The organism is Rhizobium sp. P1_C7, from assembly GCF_056406295.1.
Genome location: NZ_JBFUAL010000011.1, coordinates 67,500 through 86,042, shown reverse-complemented (window position 1 = coordinate 86,042; position 18,543 = coordinate 67,500). Strand labels below are relative to the sequence as shown.

At 61.3% G+C, this 18,543-nt stretch carries 18 protein-coding genes; 13 read left to right on the top strand and 5 right to left on the bottom strand.

All coding sequences use genetic code 11. The features are described 5' to 3' along the window. The first annotated feature begins 3 nt into the window (after positions 1-3). From AC1D2R_RS18440 to nuoG, 9 genes are all read left to right on the top strand, one after another. On the top strand, positions 4-1,479 hold the full coding sequence (locus AC1D2R_RS18440) for an NADH-quinone oxidoreductase subunit M (protein WP_477969162.1): 1,476 nt from the start codon (positions 4-6) through the stop codon (positions 1,477-1,479). Next, a complete protein-coding gene (locus AC1D2R_RS18435; RefSeq protein WP_477969160.1) occupies positions 1,476-2,915 on the top strand; it encodes an NADH-quinone oxidoreductase subunit N in 1,440 nt (479 codons plus the stop codon). The genes AC1D2R_RS18440 and AC1D2R_RS18435 overlap by 4 nt, the downstream gene beginning before the upstream one ends. Before the next feature lie 157 nt (positions 2,916-3,072). After that, positions 3,073-3,438, top strand: a complete 366-nt coding sequence (locus AC1D2R_RS18430; protein WP_477969158.1) for an NADH-quinone oxidoreductase subunit A — start codon at positions 3,073-3,075, stop codon at positions 3,436-3,438. Beyond that, positions 3,426-3,929, top strand: coding sequence for a NuoB/complex I 20 kDa subunit family protein (locus AC1D2R_RS18425; protein WP_477969156.1), 504 nt, complete (start codon positions 3,426-3,428; stop codon positions 3,927-3,929). The genes AC1D2R_RS18430 and AC1D2R_RS18425 overlap by 13 nt, the downstream gene beginning before the upstream one ends. Continuing rightward, positions 3,926-4,462: an NADH-quinone oxidoreductase subunit C gene (locus AC1D2R_RS18420; RefSeq protein ID WP_477969154.1), complete on the top strand. Its 537-nt coding sequence runs from the start codon at positions 3,926-3,928 to the stop codon at positions 4,460-4,462. Before AC1D2R_RS18425 ends, AC1D2R_RS18420 begins: the two co-directional genes overlap by 4 nt. A gap of 29 nt (positions 4,463-4,491) precedes the next feature. Then, on the top strand, positions 4,492-5,706 hold the full coding sequence (gene nuoD / locus AC1D2R_RS18415) for an NADH dehydrogenase (quinone) subunit D (RefSeq protein ID WP_477969152.1): 1,215 nt from the start codon (positions 4,492-4,494) through the stop codon (positions 5,704-5,706). Between the two features lie 16 nt (positions 5,707-5,722). Continuing rightward, positions 5,723-6,235, top strand: a complete 513-nt coding sequence (gene nuoE, locus AC1D2R_RS18410; protein ID WP_477969150.1) for an NADH-quinone oxidoreductase subunit NuoE — start codon at positions 5,723-5,725, stop codon at positions 6,233-6,235. A gap of 4 nt (positions 6,236-6,239) precedes the next feature. Beyond that, on the top strand, positions 6,240-7,523 hold the full coding sequence (nuoF, locus tag AC1D2R_RS18405; protein WP_477969148.1) for an NADH-quinone oxidoreductase subunit NuoF: 1,284 nt from the start codon (positions 6,240-6,242) through the stop codon (positions 7,521-7,523). A gap of 14 nt (positions 7,524-7,537) precedes the next feature. Then, complete coding sequence (gene nuoG / locus AC1D2R_RS18400) at positions 7,538-10,165, top strand: NADH-quinone oxidoreductase subunit NuoG (RefSeq protein ID WP_477969146.1); 2,628 nt, start codon at positions 7,538-7,540, stop codon at positions 10,163-10,165. 5 nt (positions 10,166-10,170) lie between these two features. Here the strand turns inward: nuoG and AC1D2R_RS18395 are convergent, their stop codons facing one another. The 3 genes from AC1D2R_RS18395 to nuoH are packed head-to-tail and all read right to left on the bottom strand — an operon-like array spanning position 10,171 to position 12,235. After that, positions 10,171-10,611 carry a CBS domain-containing protein gene (locus AC1D2R_RS18395; RefSeq protein WP_477969144.1) on the bottom strand — a complete coding sequence of 147 codons (441 nt, stop codon included), beginning with the start codon at positions 10,609-10,611 and terminating at the stop codon, positions 10,171-10,173. Between the two features lie 45 nt (positions 10,612-10,656). Then, positions 10,657-11,223 carry an NADH-quinone oxidoreductase subunit I gene (locus AC1D2R_RS18390; RefSeq protein WP_477969142.1) on the bottom strand — a complete coding sequence of 189 codons (567 nt, stop codon included), beginning with the start codon at positions 11,221-11,223 and terminating at the stop codon, positions 10,657-10,659. Positions 11,224-11,233: 10 nt separating this feature from the next. Next, a complete protein-coding gene (gene nuoH, locus AC1D2R_RS18385; protein ID WP_477969140.1) occupies positions 11,234-12,235 on the bottom strand; it encodes an NADH-quinone oxidoreductase subunit NuoH in 1,002 nt (333 codons plus the stop codon). Between the two features lie 638 nt (positions 12,236-12,873). On the opposite strand from nuoH, the gene AC1D2R_RS18380 reads away from it, so the two are divergent. The 4 genes from AC1D2R_RS18380 to AC1D2R_RS18365 all read left to right on the top strand — a co-directional run bounded on the left by AC1D2R_RS18380 (position 12,874) and on the right by AC1D2R_RS18365 (position 15,437). Beyond that, positions 12,874-13,191, top strand: coding sequence for a PepSY domain-containing protein (locus AC1D2R_RS18380; protein ID WP_477969138.1), 318 nt, complete (start codon positions 12,874-12,876; stop codon positions 13,189-13,191). Positions 13,192-13,230: 39 nt separating this feature from the next. Next, positions 13,231-13,839: a general stress protein gene (locus AC1D2R_RS18375; protein ID WP_477969136.1), complete on the top strand. Its 609-nt coding sequence runs from the start codon at positions 13,231-13,233 to the stop codon at positions 13,837-13,839. Positions 13,840-13,935: 96 nt separating this feature from the next. Continuing rightward, the gene (locus AC1D2R_RS18370; protein ID WP_477969134.1) at positions 13,936-14,439 is read left to right on the top strand and encodes a YciE/YciF ferroxidase family protein; all 504 of its coding nucleotides are present in this window, start codon (positions 13,936-13,938) and stop codon (positions 14,437-14,439) included. Positions 14,440-15,128: 689 nt separating this feature from the next. Then, on the top strand, positions 15,129-15,437 hold the full coding sequence (locus AC1D2R_RS18365) for a DUF736 domain-containing protein (protein ID WP_477969132.1): 309 nt from the start codon (positions 15,129-15,131) through the stop codon (positions 15,435-15,437). Between the two features lie 171 nt (positions 15,438-15,608). On the opposite strand, the gene AC1D2R_RS18360 is transcribed toward AC1D2R_RS18365, so the two are convergent. Both AC1D2R_RS18360 and traG read right to left on the bottom strand, forming a co-directional pair. Beyond that, positions 15,609-15,854: a hypothetical protein gene (locus tag AC1D2R_RS18360; protein WP_477969130.1), complete on the bottom strand. Its 246-nt coding sequence runs from the start codon at positions 15,852-15,854 to the stop codon at positions 15,609-15,611. Between the two features lie 432 nt (positions 15,855-16,286). Beyond that, complete coding sequence (gene traG / locus AC1D2R_RS18355; protein ID WP_477969128.1) at positions 16,287-18,245, bottom strand: Ti-type conjugative transfer system protein TraG; 1,959 nt, start codon at positions 18,243-18,245, stop codon at positions 16,287-16,289. Positions 18,246-18,543 lie beyond the last annotated feature (298 nt).

Below are 18,543 nucleotides of genomic sequence, written 5' to 3'. Positions count from 1 at the left end.
GCGATGGGATTACCGCTGCTCAGCCTCATCGTATTCACGCCCGCCGCCGGGGCGGCGATTCTGGTGTTTCTGCGCAGCGACAATGCGCTGCGGTGGACTGCGCTGGGCGTCGCCGTCCTCGACCTCGCTCTCTCCACCGCCATGCTTGCCAGTTTCGACACCACGACCCACGAGATGCAGTTCACCGAGACGCGCCCGTGGGTGCCCGCGCTCGGGATCACTTTTGCGCTTGGCATCGACGGAATCAGCGCGCTCTTCGTTTTCCTGACCACGCTGTTGGGCTCAATCTGTGTGGTCGCCTCGTGGGTCGCAATCGACCGCAAGGTGAAGGAGTTCATGATCTGTGTGCTGGTCATGCAGTCGCTGATGCTGGGGGTGTTCTGCGCGCTCGACCTGTTCTTGTTCTACGTCTTCTGGGAGGCGATGCTGATCCCGATGTACCTGATCATCGGCGTCTGGGGCGGCGAGGGCCGGGTCTATGCGGCGTTCAAGTTCTTCCTCTACACGCTGGCGGGCAGCGTCCTGTTCCTGATCGGTGTCATCGTGCTCTATTTCAACGGCGGCGAGACCTTTGACATAGTCGCCCTCACAGCGCAGGATTTGCCGTTCCCAGTCCAGTCCTGGCTGTTCTTCGCCTTCCTGATCGCCTTCGCGGTCAAGGTGCCGATGGTCCCGCTGCATACATGGCTACCGGACGCCCATGTGCAAGCGCCGACTGCGGGCAGCATTATCCTCGCCGGAGTGCTCCTGAAGATGGGTGCCTACGGATTCCTCCGGTTCTCGCTGCCGATGCTGCCGGAGGCGTCGGTTTATTATTCGACGCTGATGCTGGCGCTTTCTGCGCTTGCGATCGTCTATGGCGGGTTGCTCGCGCTGGCGCAGGACGATCTGAAGAAGCTGGTAGCCTATTCCAGCATCAGCCACATGGGCTTCGTGACACTGGGGATCTTTGCGCTGAACCTGAGAGGGATAGAGGGCGGCATCCTGCAGATGTTCAATCATGGCGTGACGACGGGGGCCCTGTTCCTGTTCGTCGGCCTCATCTACGAGCGGACCCATACCCGCAGCATCGCCGACTATGGCGGGTTGATGAAGGTAGCGCCGGTCTACACCACGTTTCTGGCGCTGTTCACCCTGTCGTCAATGGCACTGCCGGGTACGAATTCGTTCGTCGGCGAGCTACTGGTGCTATCGGGCGGGTTTGCGGCAAACATGGCCGCCGGCGCGGCCGCGGTTTTGGGTGCATTGCTAGGCGCGGCCTATCTGCTTGGAATGTATGGCAAAGTCGCGCTCGGCCCGGCCAGCGTCGGCGTTCAATCCAAGATACGCGACGTGAACGGCCGCGAGATGGCTGCGATCCTGCCACTGGCAGTCTTCGTGCTTTGGGTCGGGCTCTATCCGAAACCCTTTCTCAACGTCATCGACGCCTCGGTGCAGCATCTGTTGGCGCAGGTGCACGGCAAGGGGGGCGGCCAATGACTGCCGCGGCGCTTTTCCAGTCGGCTCTCGCAAGCCTGCCCGAGATCGTGGTGATCGCCGGCGCCTGCATACTGCTGATCCTGGGGCAGTTTGTGCGGAAGGGACAGGAACATTTCCTCGTCTTTGCCTGCATCGCGGTCGTGCTGATTGCCGCCTCGGCGACACTCATCCTGGCGAGCGAGGTACGGCCGGCTTACACGCGCATGTTCATCGCCGACCGCTTCGCGATCTTCTTCAAGTTCCTGTTCTACCTGGCCACCATTCTGACATTCCTGCTTTCGCGAAAATATGCCGACATCGAGGGGATCGAGAGCAGCGAATACTATGTTCTGCTGCTATTTGCGCTTTCGGGCATGATGATCATGGCCTCGGCCACTGATCTCCTGTCAATCTATGTGGGCGTCGAACTGACGGTGATTTGCACCTATGTGCTGACCGGCTTCCTGCGGCGTGAGCGGCGGTCGAACGAAGCGGCGCTGAAATACGTGATCCTTGGCTCGGTCTCGACCGGGATTTTCCTCTACGGCGTTTCGCTGGTGTACGGGCTCACCGGCACGACACAGCTGGATGAGATGGCTGCGGCTGTGATCGGCGATCCGCTCGATCCCGGATTGTTGCTGGCGGTGGTCTTCATCGTCGCGGGGTTGGTCTTCAAGGTCGGCGCGGTGCCGTTCCATATGTGGGTGCCGGACGTCTATGAAGGCGCGCCCACAACGATTACCGCCTTCATGTCGGTGGGGCCCAAGGCGGCGGGGTTCGCAGTGATCCTGCGGGTGTTCCTCAACCCTCTGGTCGCGGCGTCGGACGTTTGGGTCATCGTCGCGGTCATCGCCGTGGTGACGATGGCGCTCGGCAGTTTTGTGGCGCTGGTGCAGGATAATTTCAAACGTCTCCTGGCCTATTCCAGCATCGCCCATGCCGGGTTCGCCATCTTCGGCGTGGCAGCCGGCGGCGCCGACGGGATCGCCAGCGTGATGCTCTATCTGCTGATCTACACCTTCATGAATCTCGGCATGTTCGCCATCGTCGTGATGATGCGAAACGGCGATTTCTCGGGCGAGGGTATCGAAGACTATGCGGGTTTGGCCAAATCACATCCCGGGCTCGCGCTTCTGATGCTGCTCTATCTATTCTCGCTGGCCGGCATTCCGCCGACGGCCGGGTTCTTCGCCAAGTTCTACGTGCTGGTCGCGCTCGTCGAGCGAGGTTTCATCATGCTGGCGGTGATCGCAGTCCTGCTGAGCGTCGTCGCCGCCTACTTTTATATCCGCATCGTCATGGTGATCTACATGCGCGAACCTGAAAAGACGTTCGACCCGGCGCTGACACCCTTGGTGCGCGCCACGCTAGCCTTCACCGCCGCCGGCACCATCGGCATCGGCCTGTTTCCGGCGTGGTTTCTGAGGCTTGCTCAGCATTCTGCGATCGGCGGCTAATCGATTGGATTTGCAATGCCCCCCCCGTGGGAATAAACTGGATGCTCAAGAAAGGATTGCCCAAGTCGCTTCCCCGGCGACCGCATTCCCGGTCCCGAACGGGGTCGGTGGCGGCGACGTGAGAAAGCCCTCGGTGGGTGACCGGGTGCAGTGCGATATGACTGCAATGGAATTCTTGCCGGTTCTTTTCATGGTCGCCGGAGTTGTCCTGGTGGCGGGGGCGACGCTTTTTGTCTCCTCGCTTCTTCGCCCGTCCAATCCCTATCCCGCCAAGAACATGCCCTATGAATGCGGCATGGATGCCGCCGGCGAGGCCGCCGGGGGCCGCCTCAGGGTACAGTTCTTTATCCTTGCGATCCTGCTGGTCGTCTTCGATGTCGAGACGATGTTCCTCTTTCCCTGGGCCGTTATCCTGAAAGAGATCGGGCTGGTCGGCTATATCGAAATGTCCATCTTCATATTGCTGCTTCTCGTGGGCTTCGCCTACGCTTGGCTGAAGGGGGCGCTGGAATGGGAGGCGTAAATAACGCGATCCGCGACAGCGTGCTGTTCACCACGGCCGACAGCCTGATCAGTTGGAGCCGAAGATCGGCGCTGTGGCCCGAGACCTTCGGAATTGCCTGCTGTGCCATCGAGATGATCTCGGCGGGGTGCGCCCGCTACGATCTTGACCGGTTCGGCGTGGTGTTCCGACCATCGCCCCGCCAATCCGACGTGATGATCATCGCCGGCACCATAACGCGGAAGTTCGCGCCCGTTGTGCGCCGGCTCTATGATCAGATGCCGGAGCCCCGCTGGGTCATCGCCATGGGCACCTGCGCCATTTCGGGCGGGGTCTACAACACCTATGCCGTGGTGCAGGGCGCGGAAACCTTCGTGCCGGTGGACGTGCATGTGCCCGGCTGCCCGCCACGGCCCGAAGCGCTGATGCACGGCTTCCTCCTGCTTCAAGAAAAGATCAAGACATCCCGCGCGCTGGCCGGGACGCCTCTGGATCGGGTGGTAGTGCCATGAGTCTGGAGCCGTCTCACTATCGTGCTCTTATCATGGAGCGTTTCGAAGGAGCGATCGCGGACCTCGGCGCCACGCACGGCATTCACGCCTTTGCTGTTGCGCCTGAGAAGATTGTCGAGTTCTGCCGGTTTCTGAAAGACCATCCGGCGCTGCAATTCAATTTCCTCTCGGACATCTGCGGGGTTGATCATTATCCTGAAAAGCCGCGGTTCGAGGCGGTGTACCACCTCTATTCGCTGCCCAACAAATGGCGGGTTCGCATCAAGTGCCAGCTTGGCGATCCCCCACAGGTTCCCTCGGTGACCGGAATCTGGCGCACCGCCAACTGGCATGAGCGCGAAGCCTGGGACATGTATGGCATCAGGTTCCAGGGGCATCCGGATCTGCGCCGGATCTACATGTGGGAAGGTTTCGAGGGCTTTCCCCAGCGCAAGGATTTTCCGCTGCGAGGCTACAAGGACCAGCTGAACCCCTTCGGTTCCGAAGGTCCGCCGCCAACACAGCCCGACCTTGCCACCAGGGACATTCCGTAAGGGAGGCGGTTTTACGCCGGAAAGTGGAGATGACCGAAGTCACCGAACTCAGCAGGCCGAACGACGAAGCGCTCAATACCAAGGAAGTGCTTCTCAACCTCGGCCCGCAGCATCCCAGCACTCATGGGGTTCTTCGGCTCGTCCTCGAACTGGACGGCGAGTATGTGAAGCGCGTGGACCCGCATATCGGCTACCTCCACCGGGGCACCGAAAAACTGGCGGAGAGCTTCACCTATACCCAGATCTTCCCGCTGACGGACCGGCTCGACTATCTCTGCCCGCCTTCGAACAACCTGGCCTTCGCGCTGGCGGTAGAGAAACTCCTCGGCATAGAGGCCCCGCTGCGGGCACAGTATATCCGCGTGATGATGGCCGAGCTGGCACGAATCTCCGGTCATCTTCTGATCACCGGCGCGCTGCCGCTGGACCTGGGCGCCATGACCGCGTTGCTCTACGTCATGCGCGAGCGCGAAATGATCATGGACCTGTTGGAGATGATCAGCGGGGCGAGGATGCACACGTCCTTCTGCCGGGTCGGCGGTGTGCGCGAGGATCTGCCCGACGGGTTCGTCCCCAAGATCCGGGAATTCTGTGACATCTTCCCGAACCGGATCCGCGACTATGAACGTCTGATCGATAACAACCGGGTGTTCCTGAAGCGCACCGAGGGGATCGGCGTGATCTGCGCAAAAGACGGCATCGATCTCGGCCTCAGCGGCCCGAACTTGCGCGCTTCGGGTGTCGATTGGGACATCCGCCGCGACGAGCCCTACGAGATCTATGACCGACTCGCGTTCAACGTCATTATCCGCGATGAGGGCGATTGCTACGCGCGCTGGCGATGCCGCGTCGACGAGATGCGCGAGAGCGTCCGGATCATCGAGCAATGCCTCGACCAGATGCCCGAGGGGCCGTTCCAGATCGACATGCCGACAATCGCCTTTCCGCCGGACAAGGATCGGGTGCACTGCTCGATGGAGACGCTGATCCAGCATTTCGACCTATCGGCCTATGGCTTCAAGGTGCCGAAGGGCGAGGTCTATTCGGCGATCGAGGCGCCAAAGGGCGAGCTCGGCTTCTACATCATCAGCGACGGGTCGCCAAAACCGTTCCGGATGAAGGTGCGGGCACCCTCGTTCGTCAACCTTCAGGCACTCTTCGGGGTTACCAACGCCCGCTATCTGGCGGACATGATCGCCGTGCTCGGCAGCCTCGACCCGGTGATGGCGGAGGTGGACAAGTAGCAGGGATTTGGAATCCATGACCATGCGCGAAAAAATCGAAGAGGCGGCAGCGCGGTACCCCGACCAGCGCTCGGCGATCATGCCCGCGCTTCTGATCGCGCAGAGGGAGCGTGGCCATCTCCCCGGACCGGTGCTGGAAGAGGTCGCCGACATTCTCGGTGTCGAGCGGATCTGGGTCTACGAGCTGGCGACCTTCTACACACTCTTTCATACCGAGCCGGTGGGCATGTTTCACCTGCAACTTTGTAACAATGTCTCCTGCATGCTGTGCGGATCCGAGGACCTGCTGAAGCATCTGGAAACGGCGCTGGGGATCAGGACGAGCGACACCACCCCGGACGGGCTGTTCACGCTTACCACCGTCGAGTGCCTCGGCGCCTGCGAGATGGCTCCGGTGATGCAAGTGGGCGACGATTACCACGGCAACCTTGACGTTGCGCAGATAGACTCGCTCTTGGACAGCCTCCGGGCCGTGGCGGGGCGGGTGGCGAGCGTTGAGCCCGACGCTACGCGACCGCCGGGGGAGTAGCGCCATGTTCGAGCCGGTCCTTCTCAGAACCGTCGACGTGCCGAACGGTCATTTGCTGTCGAGCTATGAGACCGGCGGCGGCTACCAGGCGCTGGTCAAGGTGCTGCGCGAGTACACCCCCGATGAGGTCGTCGACCTCGTCAAACGGTCAAACCTGCGCGGTCGCGGCGGTGCGGGATTCCCTACGGGCATGAAATGGAGTTTCGTGCCGAAGCGGACCGACAAGCCGAGATATCTGTGCTGCAATGCAGATGAGGGCGAGCCTGGCACCTTCAAGGACCGGATCCTCATGGAGCGCGACCCGCACCAGCTCATCGAGGGGCTGGCTGTAAGCGCCTATGCGATTGGAGCCAAAACCGCCTATGTCTACATCCGCGGAGAATATGTGACGGCGATCCGTCGCCTGGAGCAGGCAATCACCGAGGCTCACGCAAAGGGCTATCTCGGAACGAGCGTTCTGGGCTCGGATTTCAATTTCGCCGTCCACATCCACTGCGGCGCCGGCGCCTATATCTGCGGCGAGGAGACTGCGATGCTCGAGTCGCTCGAGGGCAAGCGGGCGCAGCCGCGGTTGAAGCCACCGTTTCCCGCCGTGGCCGGGCTCTACGCCAGCCCTACAGTGATCAACAATGTCGAGACGCTCGCATGCGTGCCACATATCGTCATGCGGGGTCCGGACTGGTTTCGCGGCATCGGCCCCGATAAGAGCCCGGGCCCAAAACTCTACTGCCTCAGCGGGCAGGTGCGCAAACCCGGCCTCTACGAGTTGCCGATGGGCATACCGCTGCGCGAACTGGTGGAGAACCACGCCGGTGGCCCGTTGCCGGGACGTAGAATCAAGGCGGTCATCCCCGGCGGGGTCTCAGCGCCTGTCATCCCGGAGCACGGGCTGGAGGTGGGGATGGATTTCGACTCGCTGGCCGCCGCCGGTTCGATGCTCGGTTCAGCCGGCGTTGTCGTGATCGACGACGCGACCTGCATGGTCAAGGTCGCCACCCGGATCATCGAGTTCTTCCACCATGAGTCCTGCGGCAAATGCACACCATGCCGGGAAGGATTGAACTGGGTCGTGAAGGTCCTGCGCCGGATCGAGGCCGGAGAAGGCACACCCGGCGATCTGGAGCAGTTGGAGATGCTCTGCAAAGGCATTTTCGGCAATACGTTTTGTGCCCTGGGTGACGGCGCAGCGATGGGGCTGCGGGCCGCGCTCGCGCATTTCCGAGATGAATTCGTCGCCCATATCGAGGAGCGGAGGTGCCCGTTTCACGGAAGGCATGCGCTGGGATAGGACTGCGAGGAAGTATGGTTAGCATTACGATCGATGGACAAACGCTGGACGTTGAAGCTGGCTCGACGGTGCTGCAGGCCGCCCGGCATCTGGGCATCGACATCCCGACCTTCTGCTATCTGAAGCGCCTGCCCCCGCTGGCATCCTGCCGCATGTGTCTGGTGGAAATCGAGGGACAGCGGAGGCTGCAGCCGTCCTGCGCCACCGCGGCTGCCGACGGCATGGTGGTACGGACGAACACGCCTCTGATCGAGGAAACGCGCTCTTCCATGCTCGACATGCTGCTCGCCAACCACCCCCTCGACTGCCCGATCTGCGACAAAGGCGGCGAATGCGAGCTTCAGAACATGGTGATGGCCCATGGGCCCCGCCAAAGCCAATTCCGCGATGAAAAGCGTGTGTTCCACTCAAAGGACATCCGTCTCAGCCCGGTCATCATCATGAACGTCAACCGCTGCATCCAGTGCCAGCGCTGCGTCCGGATGTGTGAAGACGTCGTCGGCGCTGTGGCCCTGGGCACCATCGAAAAAGGCATGGATACCGCTGTCACCGGCTTCGAGGGCAGCCTTGCGAGTTGCGACCAGTGCGGCAATTGCATCGAGGTCTGCCCGGTCGGCGCGCTGATGAGCTTTCCCTATCGCTACAAGGCGCGACCCTGGGATCTGGTCGAGACCGACACGGTCTGCCCGCATTGTGGCACCGGTTGCCAGTTGACGGTGGGCACGCGAAAGGGCGATTTCATGCGAGTGCGTTCGAAGTGGGACGAGGGAGTCAACCGCGAAACGCTCTGCGTGCGGGGGCGCTTCGGCCTCGATTTCGTCGCGAGCCGGGACCGGATCACGCGGCCAATGATCCGTCGGGACGGCGCGTTGGCTCTGGTTTCCTGGGACGAAGCAGGTGACTATTTGCGCCGACGGCTGTCGGCCGTCGAGGGAAAGGCTGCCGGCGGGCTGGCCTCGCCGCGCCTGCCCAACGAGGTACTTTATCAGTTCCAGAAGCTGATGCGGACGGTGTTCAGGACCAACAACATTGACTGCTCGACGCGCTGGTCCACCCCCTTCGATACGCTGGGTCCGTTGATGGCGAACTTCTACAGTCGCGCACCGCTTGACGAAGTGATCGGCAATGACTGCGTGCTCGTCGTCGGCGGCAACGTAACCGAGGGGAACCCGGTCACCGAATACCTGCTGCGGGACGGCGCGAGGCGGCGACAGACCGGATTGCTCATGCTCTCGGCGCGGCCGTCCCGTCTGGACGGAGATGCCAGCGTGGTGGTTCGCGTGCGGCCGGGCGGGGAAGCGGTGGGCCTCGGGGCGGTGATAGCCGAACTCACGGCGGCGGCCGGTCAGACCCTGGCGGGCGACGCTGTTGCGCAAATCGGTGCGATCATCGGCAGGCCTGTGGCCCGCATCAACGGTGACGGGCCGCAACGTCTGGCAACAGTGCTCAAGGACAGTCGGAGCGTCACCGTGCTTGTCAGCGTCGATCTCCTGAGATCACCCGAAGCGCGCGCGACGCTGCAGCAGCTCGATAACCTGCTGCAGGTTCTCTTCCTGCTTGGCAAGGGCCTGGCGATGCAGTTCCTCTTCGACCGTGCCAACCAGATGGGCGCGTGGGACATGGGGGTTCTGCCGGCGGCCCTGCCGGGGTTGCGGGCGGTCGCCGACGATACGGCGCGCGCAACTTTTGCACGGAATTGGGGCGCCGAGCTCCCGTCCGACCCCGGCGCGGACCTCGACGCCATGATGGAGCTGTGCGTTGGCGGGCGCATGGGCGCGTTCTACATCGCCGGAACAGACCCCCTGATCGCCTATCCCGATAGGGATCTCGTGAAGCGGGCGCTTGACGCTGCTGATCTCCTGATCGTGCAGGACGCCTTCCTCTCGGATACGGCGGGCCTGGCCGAGGTCGTCCTGCCGGCTGCGGGTTATGGCGAGGAATCCGGCACGTTCACAAACAATGAGGGCCGGACGCAGAAGGTCAATAAATTCCGCGAACCCGCCCTGGAGGTGCGGAGCAATCTGGCGATCTTCGACTTCGTCGCGTCGCTTCGCAACCAGGCGCTGCGGCCATCGACGCAAGGTGAAATCTTCGACGAGATTGCCCGGCTGGTTCCGGCCTATCAGGGGTTGACCCAGGACGCGCTTGGCGCCGACGGCGCACTCACCAAGGCGGTCCCGACGCCACCGGCTGGCACATTCCTCGCAGCACCGCCTGCCCTGAATGCAGCCGACGGGCTCATGTTGGTCACTGGCGACTGCCTGTTCCATAACGGATACCTTTCAGAACGTTCGGAGATCCTGAATACGGTCGCAGATGACCCCTATGTCGAGATGAGCGTGCTGGACGCTGAGCAACTTGGCCTTTCGGATCGAGATCAGGTGGTCGTGCGATCCGCCCAGGGCGAATTGACGGCGAAGCTCAAGGTCAACAGGCGCTTCCCCAGGGGCCTCGTGTTCGTTCCGGAAAACTACAGAGCCCTGCGTCTCAACAGCCTGATGCGGCGGGGCGAATACCCGTGTCCGGTGGAGGTTCACGAAGCCAGGTCCGTCGCCCGTCTCACCGGCTCTGCGTCAGGGCCCGAGGATAAACACCAAGGCATGTCCGATGGCTTGCCTCGCCCCGCGTCGCACCCTGAATAGTTTTGTTAGTGATACCTGGTCCCGCAGATGTAATCCTGCAGATCCTGCTCGGTGCGCTGCGCTTCGTCGAGCCTGTGTTTGACCACATCGCCGATGCTGACCACGCCGACAACGTCGTTCCCATCCATGACCAGCACATGACGCGTTCGCCGCTGGGTCATGATCCCCATCGCGACGGGCAGCAAATCCCGTGTCGAACAGGTCGCCACATTGCGGTTCATGATGTCCGCGACCCGCATCGTTGCCGCCTCGGCCCCGTACTGGGCCACCGCGTTGCAGCAGTCCCGCTCCGACAGCGAACCCAAATATTCGTCGTTCGATCGGCCGACGACGACGAAGCCGATGTTGTTGTCGCGAAACAGCCTCAAGACCTCCACCATCGTCTGATGGGGAGTGACCGCGATGACACCGGCACCCTTGTTCTTCATGATTTCTCCGACCAGCATCTGAGCCTCCTGTCTGCGCGATCCGGCCCGTTGGATGGCGCGCGTTCACGTTCGTCGGATATTCCGCCACCAGTTGTACCCCTGCGACTCGCTCGTCTCGACCAGAACGTCCTGTTCGGTGTTCAGGCGCGCAGCGACTACGCCGCCGCCGGTTGCCGCCTTGCCCGGCTTGGCGAGCAGATCGTCACGTCCGATCACCAAGTCACGCGAGGAGAAACTTGAGAATTCGTACTGCTGGCCAAGCGCGATCGCGTCCGCCGGGCAGGCGTCCTCGCACAGCCCGCAGAACAAGCAGCGGGCAGTGTCGATCTCGAATTTGGCCGGGTGCCGGTTGCCCTTCTGGTCCTCGTAAGGGACGACTTCGATGCAGTCGCAGGGGCAGATTCGCGCGCAGAGTTCGCAGGCCACGCACTTGATCTCACCCTCTTCGTCGCGCGTCAGAAAGTGATGCCCGCGATAGCGCGAATAGGGTAGCCATTTCTCCTTGTCCGGATACTGCATGGTCACGGATCTGGAGAACATGTAGCCGAAGGTCAGAGTCAACGCACTCGCCACATCGGCGAAGAACGCCCAGCCAATCCATATTCCAACTCTGTCCTGTGCGCGCGACATCGCCGCCTCGCTACGGAGCCGCTGCGGCCCCTAGAAGTAGACCAGTTATAATTATGTTCGCCATCGAAAGAGGAAGCAAGACTTTCCATCCGATCGCCATCAATTGGTCGTAGCGGTAGCGGGGGAAAGTGAAGCGGAACCAGATGAACACATAGACGAAGAATGCGACCTTGAGCGCAAACCAGAGGAGCGGTGGCAAGGGGACCAATACGCCGTTCCAGCCGCCGAAGAACAGGATCACCGCCAGGACCGACACCAGCAACATGATGGCATATTCGCTGACCATGAAGAACGCAAAGCGGATACCGCTGTATTCGGTATGGAACCCGGCCCCCAGGTCGCCTTCCGCTTCCGCCAGGTCGAAGGGAATGCGCTGTGCCTCGGCCAGTCCGGCGACGAAGAACACGAAGAAGCCGACCGGTTGGTAGACGACGTTCCAGACATCGGATTGCGCCCGCACGATATCGAGCAGGCTCATGGATTGCGCCACCATGACCACGCCGATGACGGCGAACCCCATCGGGATCTCGTAGCTGATCATCTGCGCGCAGGTCCTGAGGCTGCCCAGAACGGCGTATTTGCTGTTGGCGGCCCAGCCACCGAAGATGACGCCATAGACCTCGATCCCGATCACCGCAAAGACGAAGAGGATCGCCACATTCATATTGGAGGCGTAGAGCGTGATATCGGCGCCGAGGACAGAGACGGTTTCGCCGAAGGGGATCGTGACGAACACCACAAAAGGCGGGGCGAGTGCCAGGATCGGCGCGAGTTTGAACAGGAAGCGATCGGCCTCGGCCGGGATGTGGTCCTCTTTGGTCAGGAGCTTGATACCGTCCGCGACCGGCTGCAGCAAGCCGTGCCAGCCGACGCGCATCGGCCCCATCCGCTGCTGCATGTGCCCGGCGATCTTGCGTTCCAGCCAGGTTAGCGGCAAGGGCAGCAGCAGCAGGATCGCAATCAGAAATGCGACCTTGAAGGCGATCAGGCCAAGGGCGACGATAAGTTCCATGATCCGCGGCTACTTATTCATCGGGTTGAAACGCGGGAGCGAGCTTTGGCTCGGCTATACACTGACACTTTACGCGCAACTGTCGGGCGACATCGTACCGCGTCGACGCGCAGCATACAATGCCATCGCAGGCGGCGTTCCCATTGACGAAGTCATAGCAATGCACATGATCTCTCTGCCGATTATGGCGCCGTCGTTCCTCCGGGCCAGGGAGATGACCCCGGATCGAACGACGTCAAGACTGGCGCATTACACGGTTTTGGGCATTCTGGCTGGATCCAGCTGCAGGCCAAAGCGAAGCGGGGATCGAGCCAAGCGCTGGCTACTCCGCCTTCAGTGTGCGTGACTTCTTCTGAGGAGGGCTGGAGATGCCCCTTGCGGCGTCCTGAGCGAACCGCGCCAAGCGTTGAGCTTTCAAACGAGCGGGCGTGAGGGCCCGACCGTGATCGTTTTGTCGATGATTTCGTAGACGCTTCGGTTGTGGCGTCGCGCTTCACCGTCCCATGCTGGATCGTCTTCCGACAGACTGCCGGACATAATGTGCGCGACGCCGAAAACCGGCAGCGGAACCTATTGCCGCTCTGCGGGTTGTCTAATCACGGACGGGTGATCTCGATCCGGTAAAATGAGGAAACCCAATGAAAACCATGATATTAGCCGCGGCGCTCGTCGGAGCGTCAGCGCTGACAAGTGTCGCTCAGACGACCCCTGCTCCTTCGGCCGACGCCACCACTCCTGCAGTCGTCACGCCTGATGCGAAAAACCCGGCTGCCCCGGTTGCCGGAGCCAATAGCTTCACAGAGGCGCAGGCGCAGGACCGCCTGGAGAAGGACGGCTACACAACCTTGACGGGATTAACCCTCGACGACAAGGGCATCTGGCAGGCTTCTGCGATGAAGGATGGAAAGCCCGTCAAAGTCAGCCTTGATTACCAGGGCAACATCGTCGGCATGTGATCGGCCACGACAATCAAAAACACTTTCAGGAGAATTTTCATGCAAACCATCACCGGACTGTTTGACCACTATGCGGACGCAAGCTCGGCTGTCAGCGCACTTGAAGCCGCGGGCGTTCCGTCAAGCGACATCAGCATTGTCTCCAGCAACGCGGATGATCGTCACGCCAAACGCGAATCTGATGCCGAAACCGGCGCTGAGTCGGGAGCCGGAATTGGCGCTGTCGTCGGCGGCGCAGGTGGGCTACTGACCGGGCTTGGAATAATGGCTATTCCCGGCGTCGGCCCCGTTGTCGCTGCGGGCTGGCTGGCCGCGACCGCAGTCGGCGCCGTTGCAGGTGCTGTTGCGGGGGGCGCAGCAGGCGGGCTCATCGGTGCCTTGACCAAGTCGGGTGTATCCGAAGAGGACGCCAATCTTTATGCCGAGGGCGTTCGCCGTGGCGGATCCCTGGTAACGGCAAAGGTGGACGAAACGCTCGCCCCGGAAGCGGAAGCGATCCTGAGACGCTCGAACTGGGTCGATCCGGTCGAACGACGGGCGGTCTACAATCAGCAGGGGTGGACCGCGTTCGACGACACGCTGGACCCCTACTCGCCGAACCAGATCGAACAGGAGCGCGACCGCTACCGCCGTGCGTCGACGATTTGATCGCAACCACTCGGCCGCCCATGCTCGGGCGGACGAACAAGACGACCGGGCAATCGCCCGGATCGTGCCAGAGACAATCAACGAAAGGAGCCAATCATGGCCAAGGAAACCAAAACGCTCGACGTGCTGTTCCACGACACACTGAAGGACGTCTACTTTGCTGAAAACAAAATCGTCGCCACACTGCCGAAGATGCACGATGCCGCAAACAGCAAGCAGCTCAAGGATGCCTTTACCAAGCATCTCGGCGAGACGAAGGTCCATGTTGAACGCCTGGAGCAGGTCTTCAAGATCATCGGCAAGAAGCCTGAGCAGAAGACTTGCGACGCAATCATGGGCATCACTAAGGAAGGTGCTGAGATCATGAAGGAATATGCCGGCACGCCGGCCCTCGACGCCGGCCTTCTCTCGGCCGCCCAAGCCGTCGAACATTACGAGATGTCGCGCTACGGCACGCTCAGAACGTGGGCGTTGGAACTGGGCATGAAGGACGCGGCCAAGCTCCTTCAGACCACGCTTGACGAAGAGCAGGCCACGGATATTGCCCTCACCTCGATCGCCACCAAGGTCGTGAACCAGAACGCAGAAAAAGCCGCCTGACCCGACCCGATGATCCGGCCTGCAAGGGCCGGATCATCGGAGCGTGAAACCCCGGTGTGCCTCGAAACCGCCGGGCTTTGATGGGGTCGTTCTTGGCGCGGGGGAACCTCGCGCGAAGCTTCTGGAGGGCGCTCTTGGACTGGCAGACGGCCAAAGGAAACACATACCGCGTCGCCGGTCGTCGTGTTTGCGAGCCTGGAGAAGATAGCTGTCTCGCTGTCTGGAACGCTTCGGTTGGTCGCTCGATTTTCCTCGCCAGCACCGGATTCCGGTTCACACCCACAGAGAAGATGGCGGCGTCCCCGCATCCCATGTGCGGGCAAACGCCACCTGCTTCCACGCGAGGCGTGAGAACTCGGGACGAAGATCTTTTCCCAAGGACATGACGTCTGGAGCTGCGTGACTGGCGTGTCGGCAATCGGTCCCCGAGGCTAACCGCGGGCTCGATCGGCGTCTCAGACCGGAGATCGGCTGCCCCTCGATCGTCTTTCCGCACCGGTCATCCGCAACTTCCTGTCCCACCGGACTCCCCCGAGGCGCCATCGTTCCTTCGCGAACCAACAAAATTGCGACTTGCCGCCCTCCACTGCAATCCGGTCCTATGGGTGCGGTTCGATCGTCCCCAATCTTTTCGACAGCCATCGAGGCCCGCAATGGTGCGGCCCGAAACATCAAAAAGGAACACATCAATGGCAACCATCGGCACCTTCACCTCCTCCGAAAACGGCTTCAACGGCTCAATCCGTACTCTCGCACTCAACGTCAAGGCGCGCATCGCCCGCGTCGAAACCCCTTCCGACAAAGGCCCGCACTTTCGCATATACGCCGGTAATGTCGAACTGGGCGCGGCCTGGCAGAAAACCTCAGAGCAGGGCCGCGACTACCTCTCGGTCAAGCTCGACGACCCGAGTTTCCCGGCTCCGATCTACGCAACACTGGCCGAAGTCGAAGGCGAGGAGGCCCTCCAGCTCATCTGGTCCCGCCCGAACCGGGACTAAGGTTCCCGCTGCGGCCCCGCCTCTCCGGCGGGGCCAATATCCCTCGGGTAGCCAGAAGCGAGCTGGCGTCTTCTTTGGTGCCGGAAGATCGGCTCCCCAAGTCGCCAGCTCTCCTGGTTACTCAAGCGACCCCTGGCTCGCCGTCTCGTCCCCGCCGGGGAGTGATCGTTCTCAACCTTCAAGACGATAACGACGATGAACATCGAACAGCACATCGAAGAACTGCTCGCGGAACTGAGGAGCGCTTTCGACGCGGCCGAACGCCGCCAGATCCAAAGGGAGCTTGTGATCGCCCAGGCCGATCTGGCGGTACTCGTCGCCGACCAAGGCGGTGATTGCCGAGATCGAGTGCCGTGCTCGAACGCATGCCGGGACGTTGCGCCACGTCTCATGCAAGCGATTGCGGACGAGACGCATGGTGCGGCGGTTTATGACCTTGAGACTCGGCCCATACCAGTTTCGCACTGCCCGCCATTGCCCAGGATGGTAAGCGACAGCTGTCCGAAAAGTGGTTCCGCATCCAGTGGAGGTCCGCTGCAATCAGATCAACCGCGACCCTCACTGCCGATCGGACGCACTCTCCGTCGAGGTCTACCTGATTTGCCTTGCACCGGGCCTTGTTTGCGACGGATGGCTGAAAGCTGGCTATCGGTGAGGTCAAAGCTATTGAAGTAGCGGAAAGGCGTCGCGCGGCTATTGTGGCAAGAGCACGTCGAATCTCTCAATCGACAGCGCTCGTACCGATGGTCGACGACATACCCACGGCATCTGCAGGCGTTGACAATGTGGCTGCTTAGAGGGCTTGCTGTGGTGCAGGTTTATGCGCAAATCTACGATCTTGATGCCTGACTACCAAGGGGCGGATCGGATCGGAGTTTCATGATGATACCTCGCACCCCTATCAGCGTGGCTGGGCAGATCAACGCATGTCTTCATATCGCTGCGGCGGAACCAAATGGCACGACCACAGCGAAGCGGGCGATGTCCAGCGGTGAACACGATCTGTTCATCGGCACGCATGCGGAGAACTTCATGCGGCTGAATCAGTGGCCTGGCAGCGAGTTGCTTCGAGCGCGTGCGCGACGTTCCTTTCGACTGAAAACTCCGACTGACCTGATCGATCTCGACCGTGGTCGTGCCGCAGCGTCGCGAGATATAATCAGCCGTCTCGGGGTCGTTTATCGCGGCGAACGAGATCCAGCTCGCGCTCTCGAACCATTTGCTGGCAGCGTCGCGGCCGCCGTAGGTTTCGCGCATCTGGCCAATCGACTGATAAATCATTGTCAGTGCGATACCGTATTTGCGGCCGGCATCCCGGGCGGTTTCCAGTATGCGCATGTAACCTAGTCGCGCGACTTCATCGAGCAGGAACAGAGCCTCTCCCTTCAACTTTCCGTCTCGATTGTAGATCGCGTTCAGAAATGAACCGATGATCACTCGCGCCAGGCCCGAATGGCTCTCCAAAGTCTTGAGGTCGATGTTGATGAACACGTCTGTATTCCCGGCTGCCAGCGCTTCGGTCGTGAAGCTCGAGCCGGAGACCAGTGCCGCGTAGTTTGGATATGATAGCCAGTGCGTTTGCTTGATCGCATTGGCATAGGCGCTGCTGAATGTCTCGGACGTCATGTTGACGAAAGCCGCCACGGTCTCCCGCACGAACTCAGACTCCGAATTGTCATAGATGTCTTGAAGCCGCTGACGAAGCTTCGGCTCTGGTTCCGAGAGGTTGGCGCGAACCTGCCGCAGCGTCTGGTTCTTTTTCTCCGTATGGCCCGAAATGCATACGTCAGCGATCATCGCTGTCAGCAGTTGCAGCCCTGATGCGCGAAAGAGGTCATCCCGCACACCGGTCGCAAGCCCGCTGTCGCTCATGATCCATGAGGCAACAGCGGCAATGTCCTCTTCCTTCGTGCCGCCGTAGCTGCCGATCCAGTCAAGAACGTTGAAGCCGGTCTGCGGCTGCTTTGGATCGAGGATGCGGACCGCGCGACCGGCATTGCCGCGATGCTTGGAGACCATCGGCGCCACCTCGTTCGAGGGGTCGAGCACAACAAGCGTGCCGCCCCACTTCAGCGCAGTCGGGACCGTGACCGCGGTTGTTTTGAAACCGCCGGAACCGGCAAAGACAATCCCATGAGAGGACCCGAAGGAGCCATCGAAGCAGAGAAGCGGCGACCTGCCGCCTGCACCCCATGTTTCCGGGCTATCGGCTCGAAACGATTGCGCTGCTACCGTATCCCGGTCGACACGATAGCACTCGCCGATCACGATGCCGCCGGCATCGGGAAAGAGCCTGGTAGCCTCCGGCATCGTCATCCATTCAGCCTCACCATAAAGCGCTCGCTTGCCGCGAATGCGCTTTGGCTCGGCCTTCACAAATGCCGAGTTGCCGATGATCGCGACACGCAAAGCAAAGCATCCGGCGATGACGGCTGCCCCTTCACTGATCATGGTCGCCGGGTCGAGGTAGGAGAACACCGACTGGCCGGCCGGTACGGTTTTGGAGAAAGCAACCAGACGCATTGCCTCCCGCATTGCGGCGATCGTCATCAGACAAACGCTTCCTGACAGGACACCCCATCCGGCGATCTTGATATTTGCTGATCCCGCGCATGCGAACAGAAAGACGATGCCGCCGACAGCCGCGGTAGCGTAGGGCAATACGTTCCCCGCACGCTCGAGCGTAAGCTTCGCAGCCTCTGTCTTCCCGAAAGCTGCAAGCCAGAGTTCGATCCCATTCGTTCCGACGGTGATGGTGATCATCAACGCAATCGGCGCGGCGACGAGCCAAATCCTATTCGCCTTCATGGCCCGAGCCGCCTTGAGCGCAATCCAGCCGATCCGTTCGGCTTCTCGCCTTTCCGAGTGCTTCGACTGCTCCTGAAGCTCGGCATCGCTTCGCGGATCTTTGAGGGGGCTTCTTCATTCCGGTTGGTCCTTCATTCCGGTTGGTCCTTCATGCCGTTTTGGCTTCGAACGGCGAAAGATTCCCAAAGATCGGCGTGCCGATCTACCAACAGAAATGCGAGTTGGCGAAGACACCGCCTTTGCGCAGGATGCTAGCCGTTGCGAAGGGAGCGGCATCCAAGGGCGCAAGTATACGTCG

Bases quoted from the DNA above. Each gene is read 5' to 3' on its own strand.
- AC1D2R_RS18440 (WP_477969162.1), top strand. From the start codon at position 4: ATGGGATTACCGCTGCTCAGCCTCATCGTATTCACGCCCGCCGCCGGG.
- AC1D2R_RS18435 (WP_477969160.1), top strand. From the start codon at position 1,476: ATGACTGCCGCGGCGCTTTTCCAGTCGGCTCTCGCAAGCCTGCCCGAG.
- AC1D2R_RS18430 (WP_477969158.1), top strand. From the start codon at position 3,073: ATGACTGCAATGGAATTCTTGCCGGTTCTTTTCATGGTCGCCGGAGTT.
- AC1D2R_RS18425 (WP_477969156.1), top strand. From the start codon at position 3,426: ATGGGAGGCGTAAATAACGCGATCCGCGACAGCGTGCTGTTCACCACG.
- AC1D2R_RS18420 (WP_477969154.1), top strand. From the start codon at position 3,926: ATGAGTCTGGAGCCGTCTCACTATCGTGCTCTTATCATGGAGCGTTTC.
- nuoD (WP_477969152.1), top strand. From the start codon at position 4,492: ATGACCGAAGTCACCGAACTCAGCAGGCCGAACGACGAAGCGCTCAAT.
- nuoE (WP_477969150.1), top strand. From the start codon at position 5,723: ATGACCATGCGCGAAAAAATCGAAGAGGCGGCAGCGCGGTACCCCGAC.
- nuoF (WP_477969148.1), top strand. From the start codon at position 6,240: ATGTTCGAGCCGGTCCTTCTCAGAACCGTCGACGTGCCGAACGGTCAT.
- nuoG (WP_477969146.1), top strand. From the start codon at position 7,538: ATGGTTAGCATTACGATCGATGGACAAACGCTGGACGTTGAAGCTGGC.
- AC1D2R_RS18395 (WP_477969144.1), bottom strand. From the start codon at position 10,611: ATGCTGGTCGGAGAAATCATGAAGAACAAGGGTGCCGGTGTCATCGCG.
- AC1D2R_RS18390 (WP_477969142.1), bottom strand. From the start codon at position 11,223: ATGTCGCGCGCACAGGACAGAGTTGGAATATGGATTGGCTGGGCGTTC.
- nuoH (WP_477969140.1), bottom strand. From the start codon at position 12,235: ATGGAACTTATCGTCGCCCTTGGCCTGATCGCCTTCAAGGTCGCATTT.
- AC1D2R_RS18380 (WP_477969138.1), top strand. From the start codon at position 12,874: ATGAAAACCATGATATTAGCCGCGGCGCTCGTCGGAGCGTCAGCGCTG.
- AC1D2R_RS18375 (WP_477969136.1), top strand. From the start codon at position 13,231: ATGCAAACCATCACCGGACTGTTTGACCACTATGCGGACGCAAGCTCG.
- AC1D2R_RS18370 (WP_477969134.1), top strand. From the start codon at position 13,936: ATGGCCAAGGAAACCAAAACGCTCGACGTGCTGTTCCACGACACACTG.
- AC1D2R_RS18365 (WP_477969132.1), top strand. From the start codon at position 15,129: ATGGCAACCATCGGCACCTTCACCTCCTCCGAAAACGGCTTCAACGGC.
- AC1D2R_RS18360 (WP_477969130.1), bottom strand. From the start codon at position 15,854: ATGCGTCTCGTCCGCAATCGCTTGCATGAGACGTGGCGCAACGTCCCG.
- traG (WP_477969128.1), bottom strand. From the start codon at position 18,245: ATGAAGGCGAATAGGATTTGGCTCGTCGCCGCGCCGATTGCGTTGATG.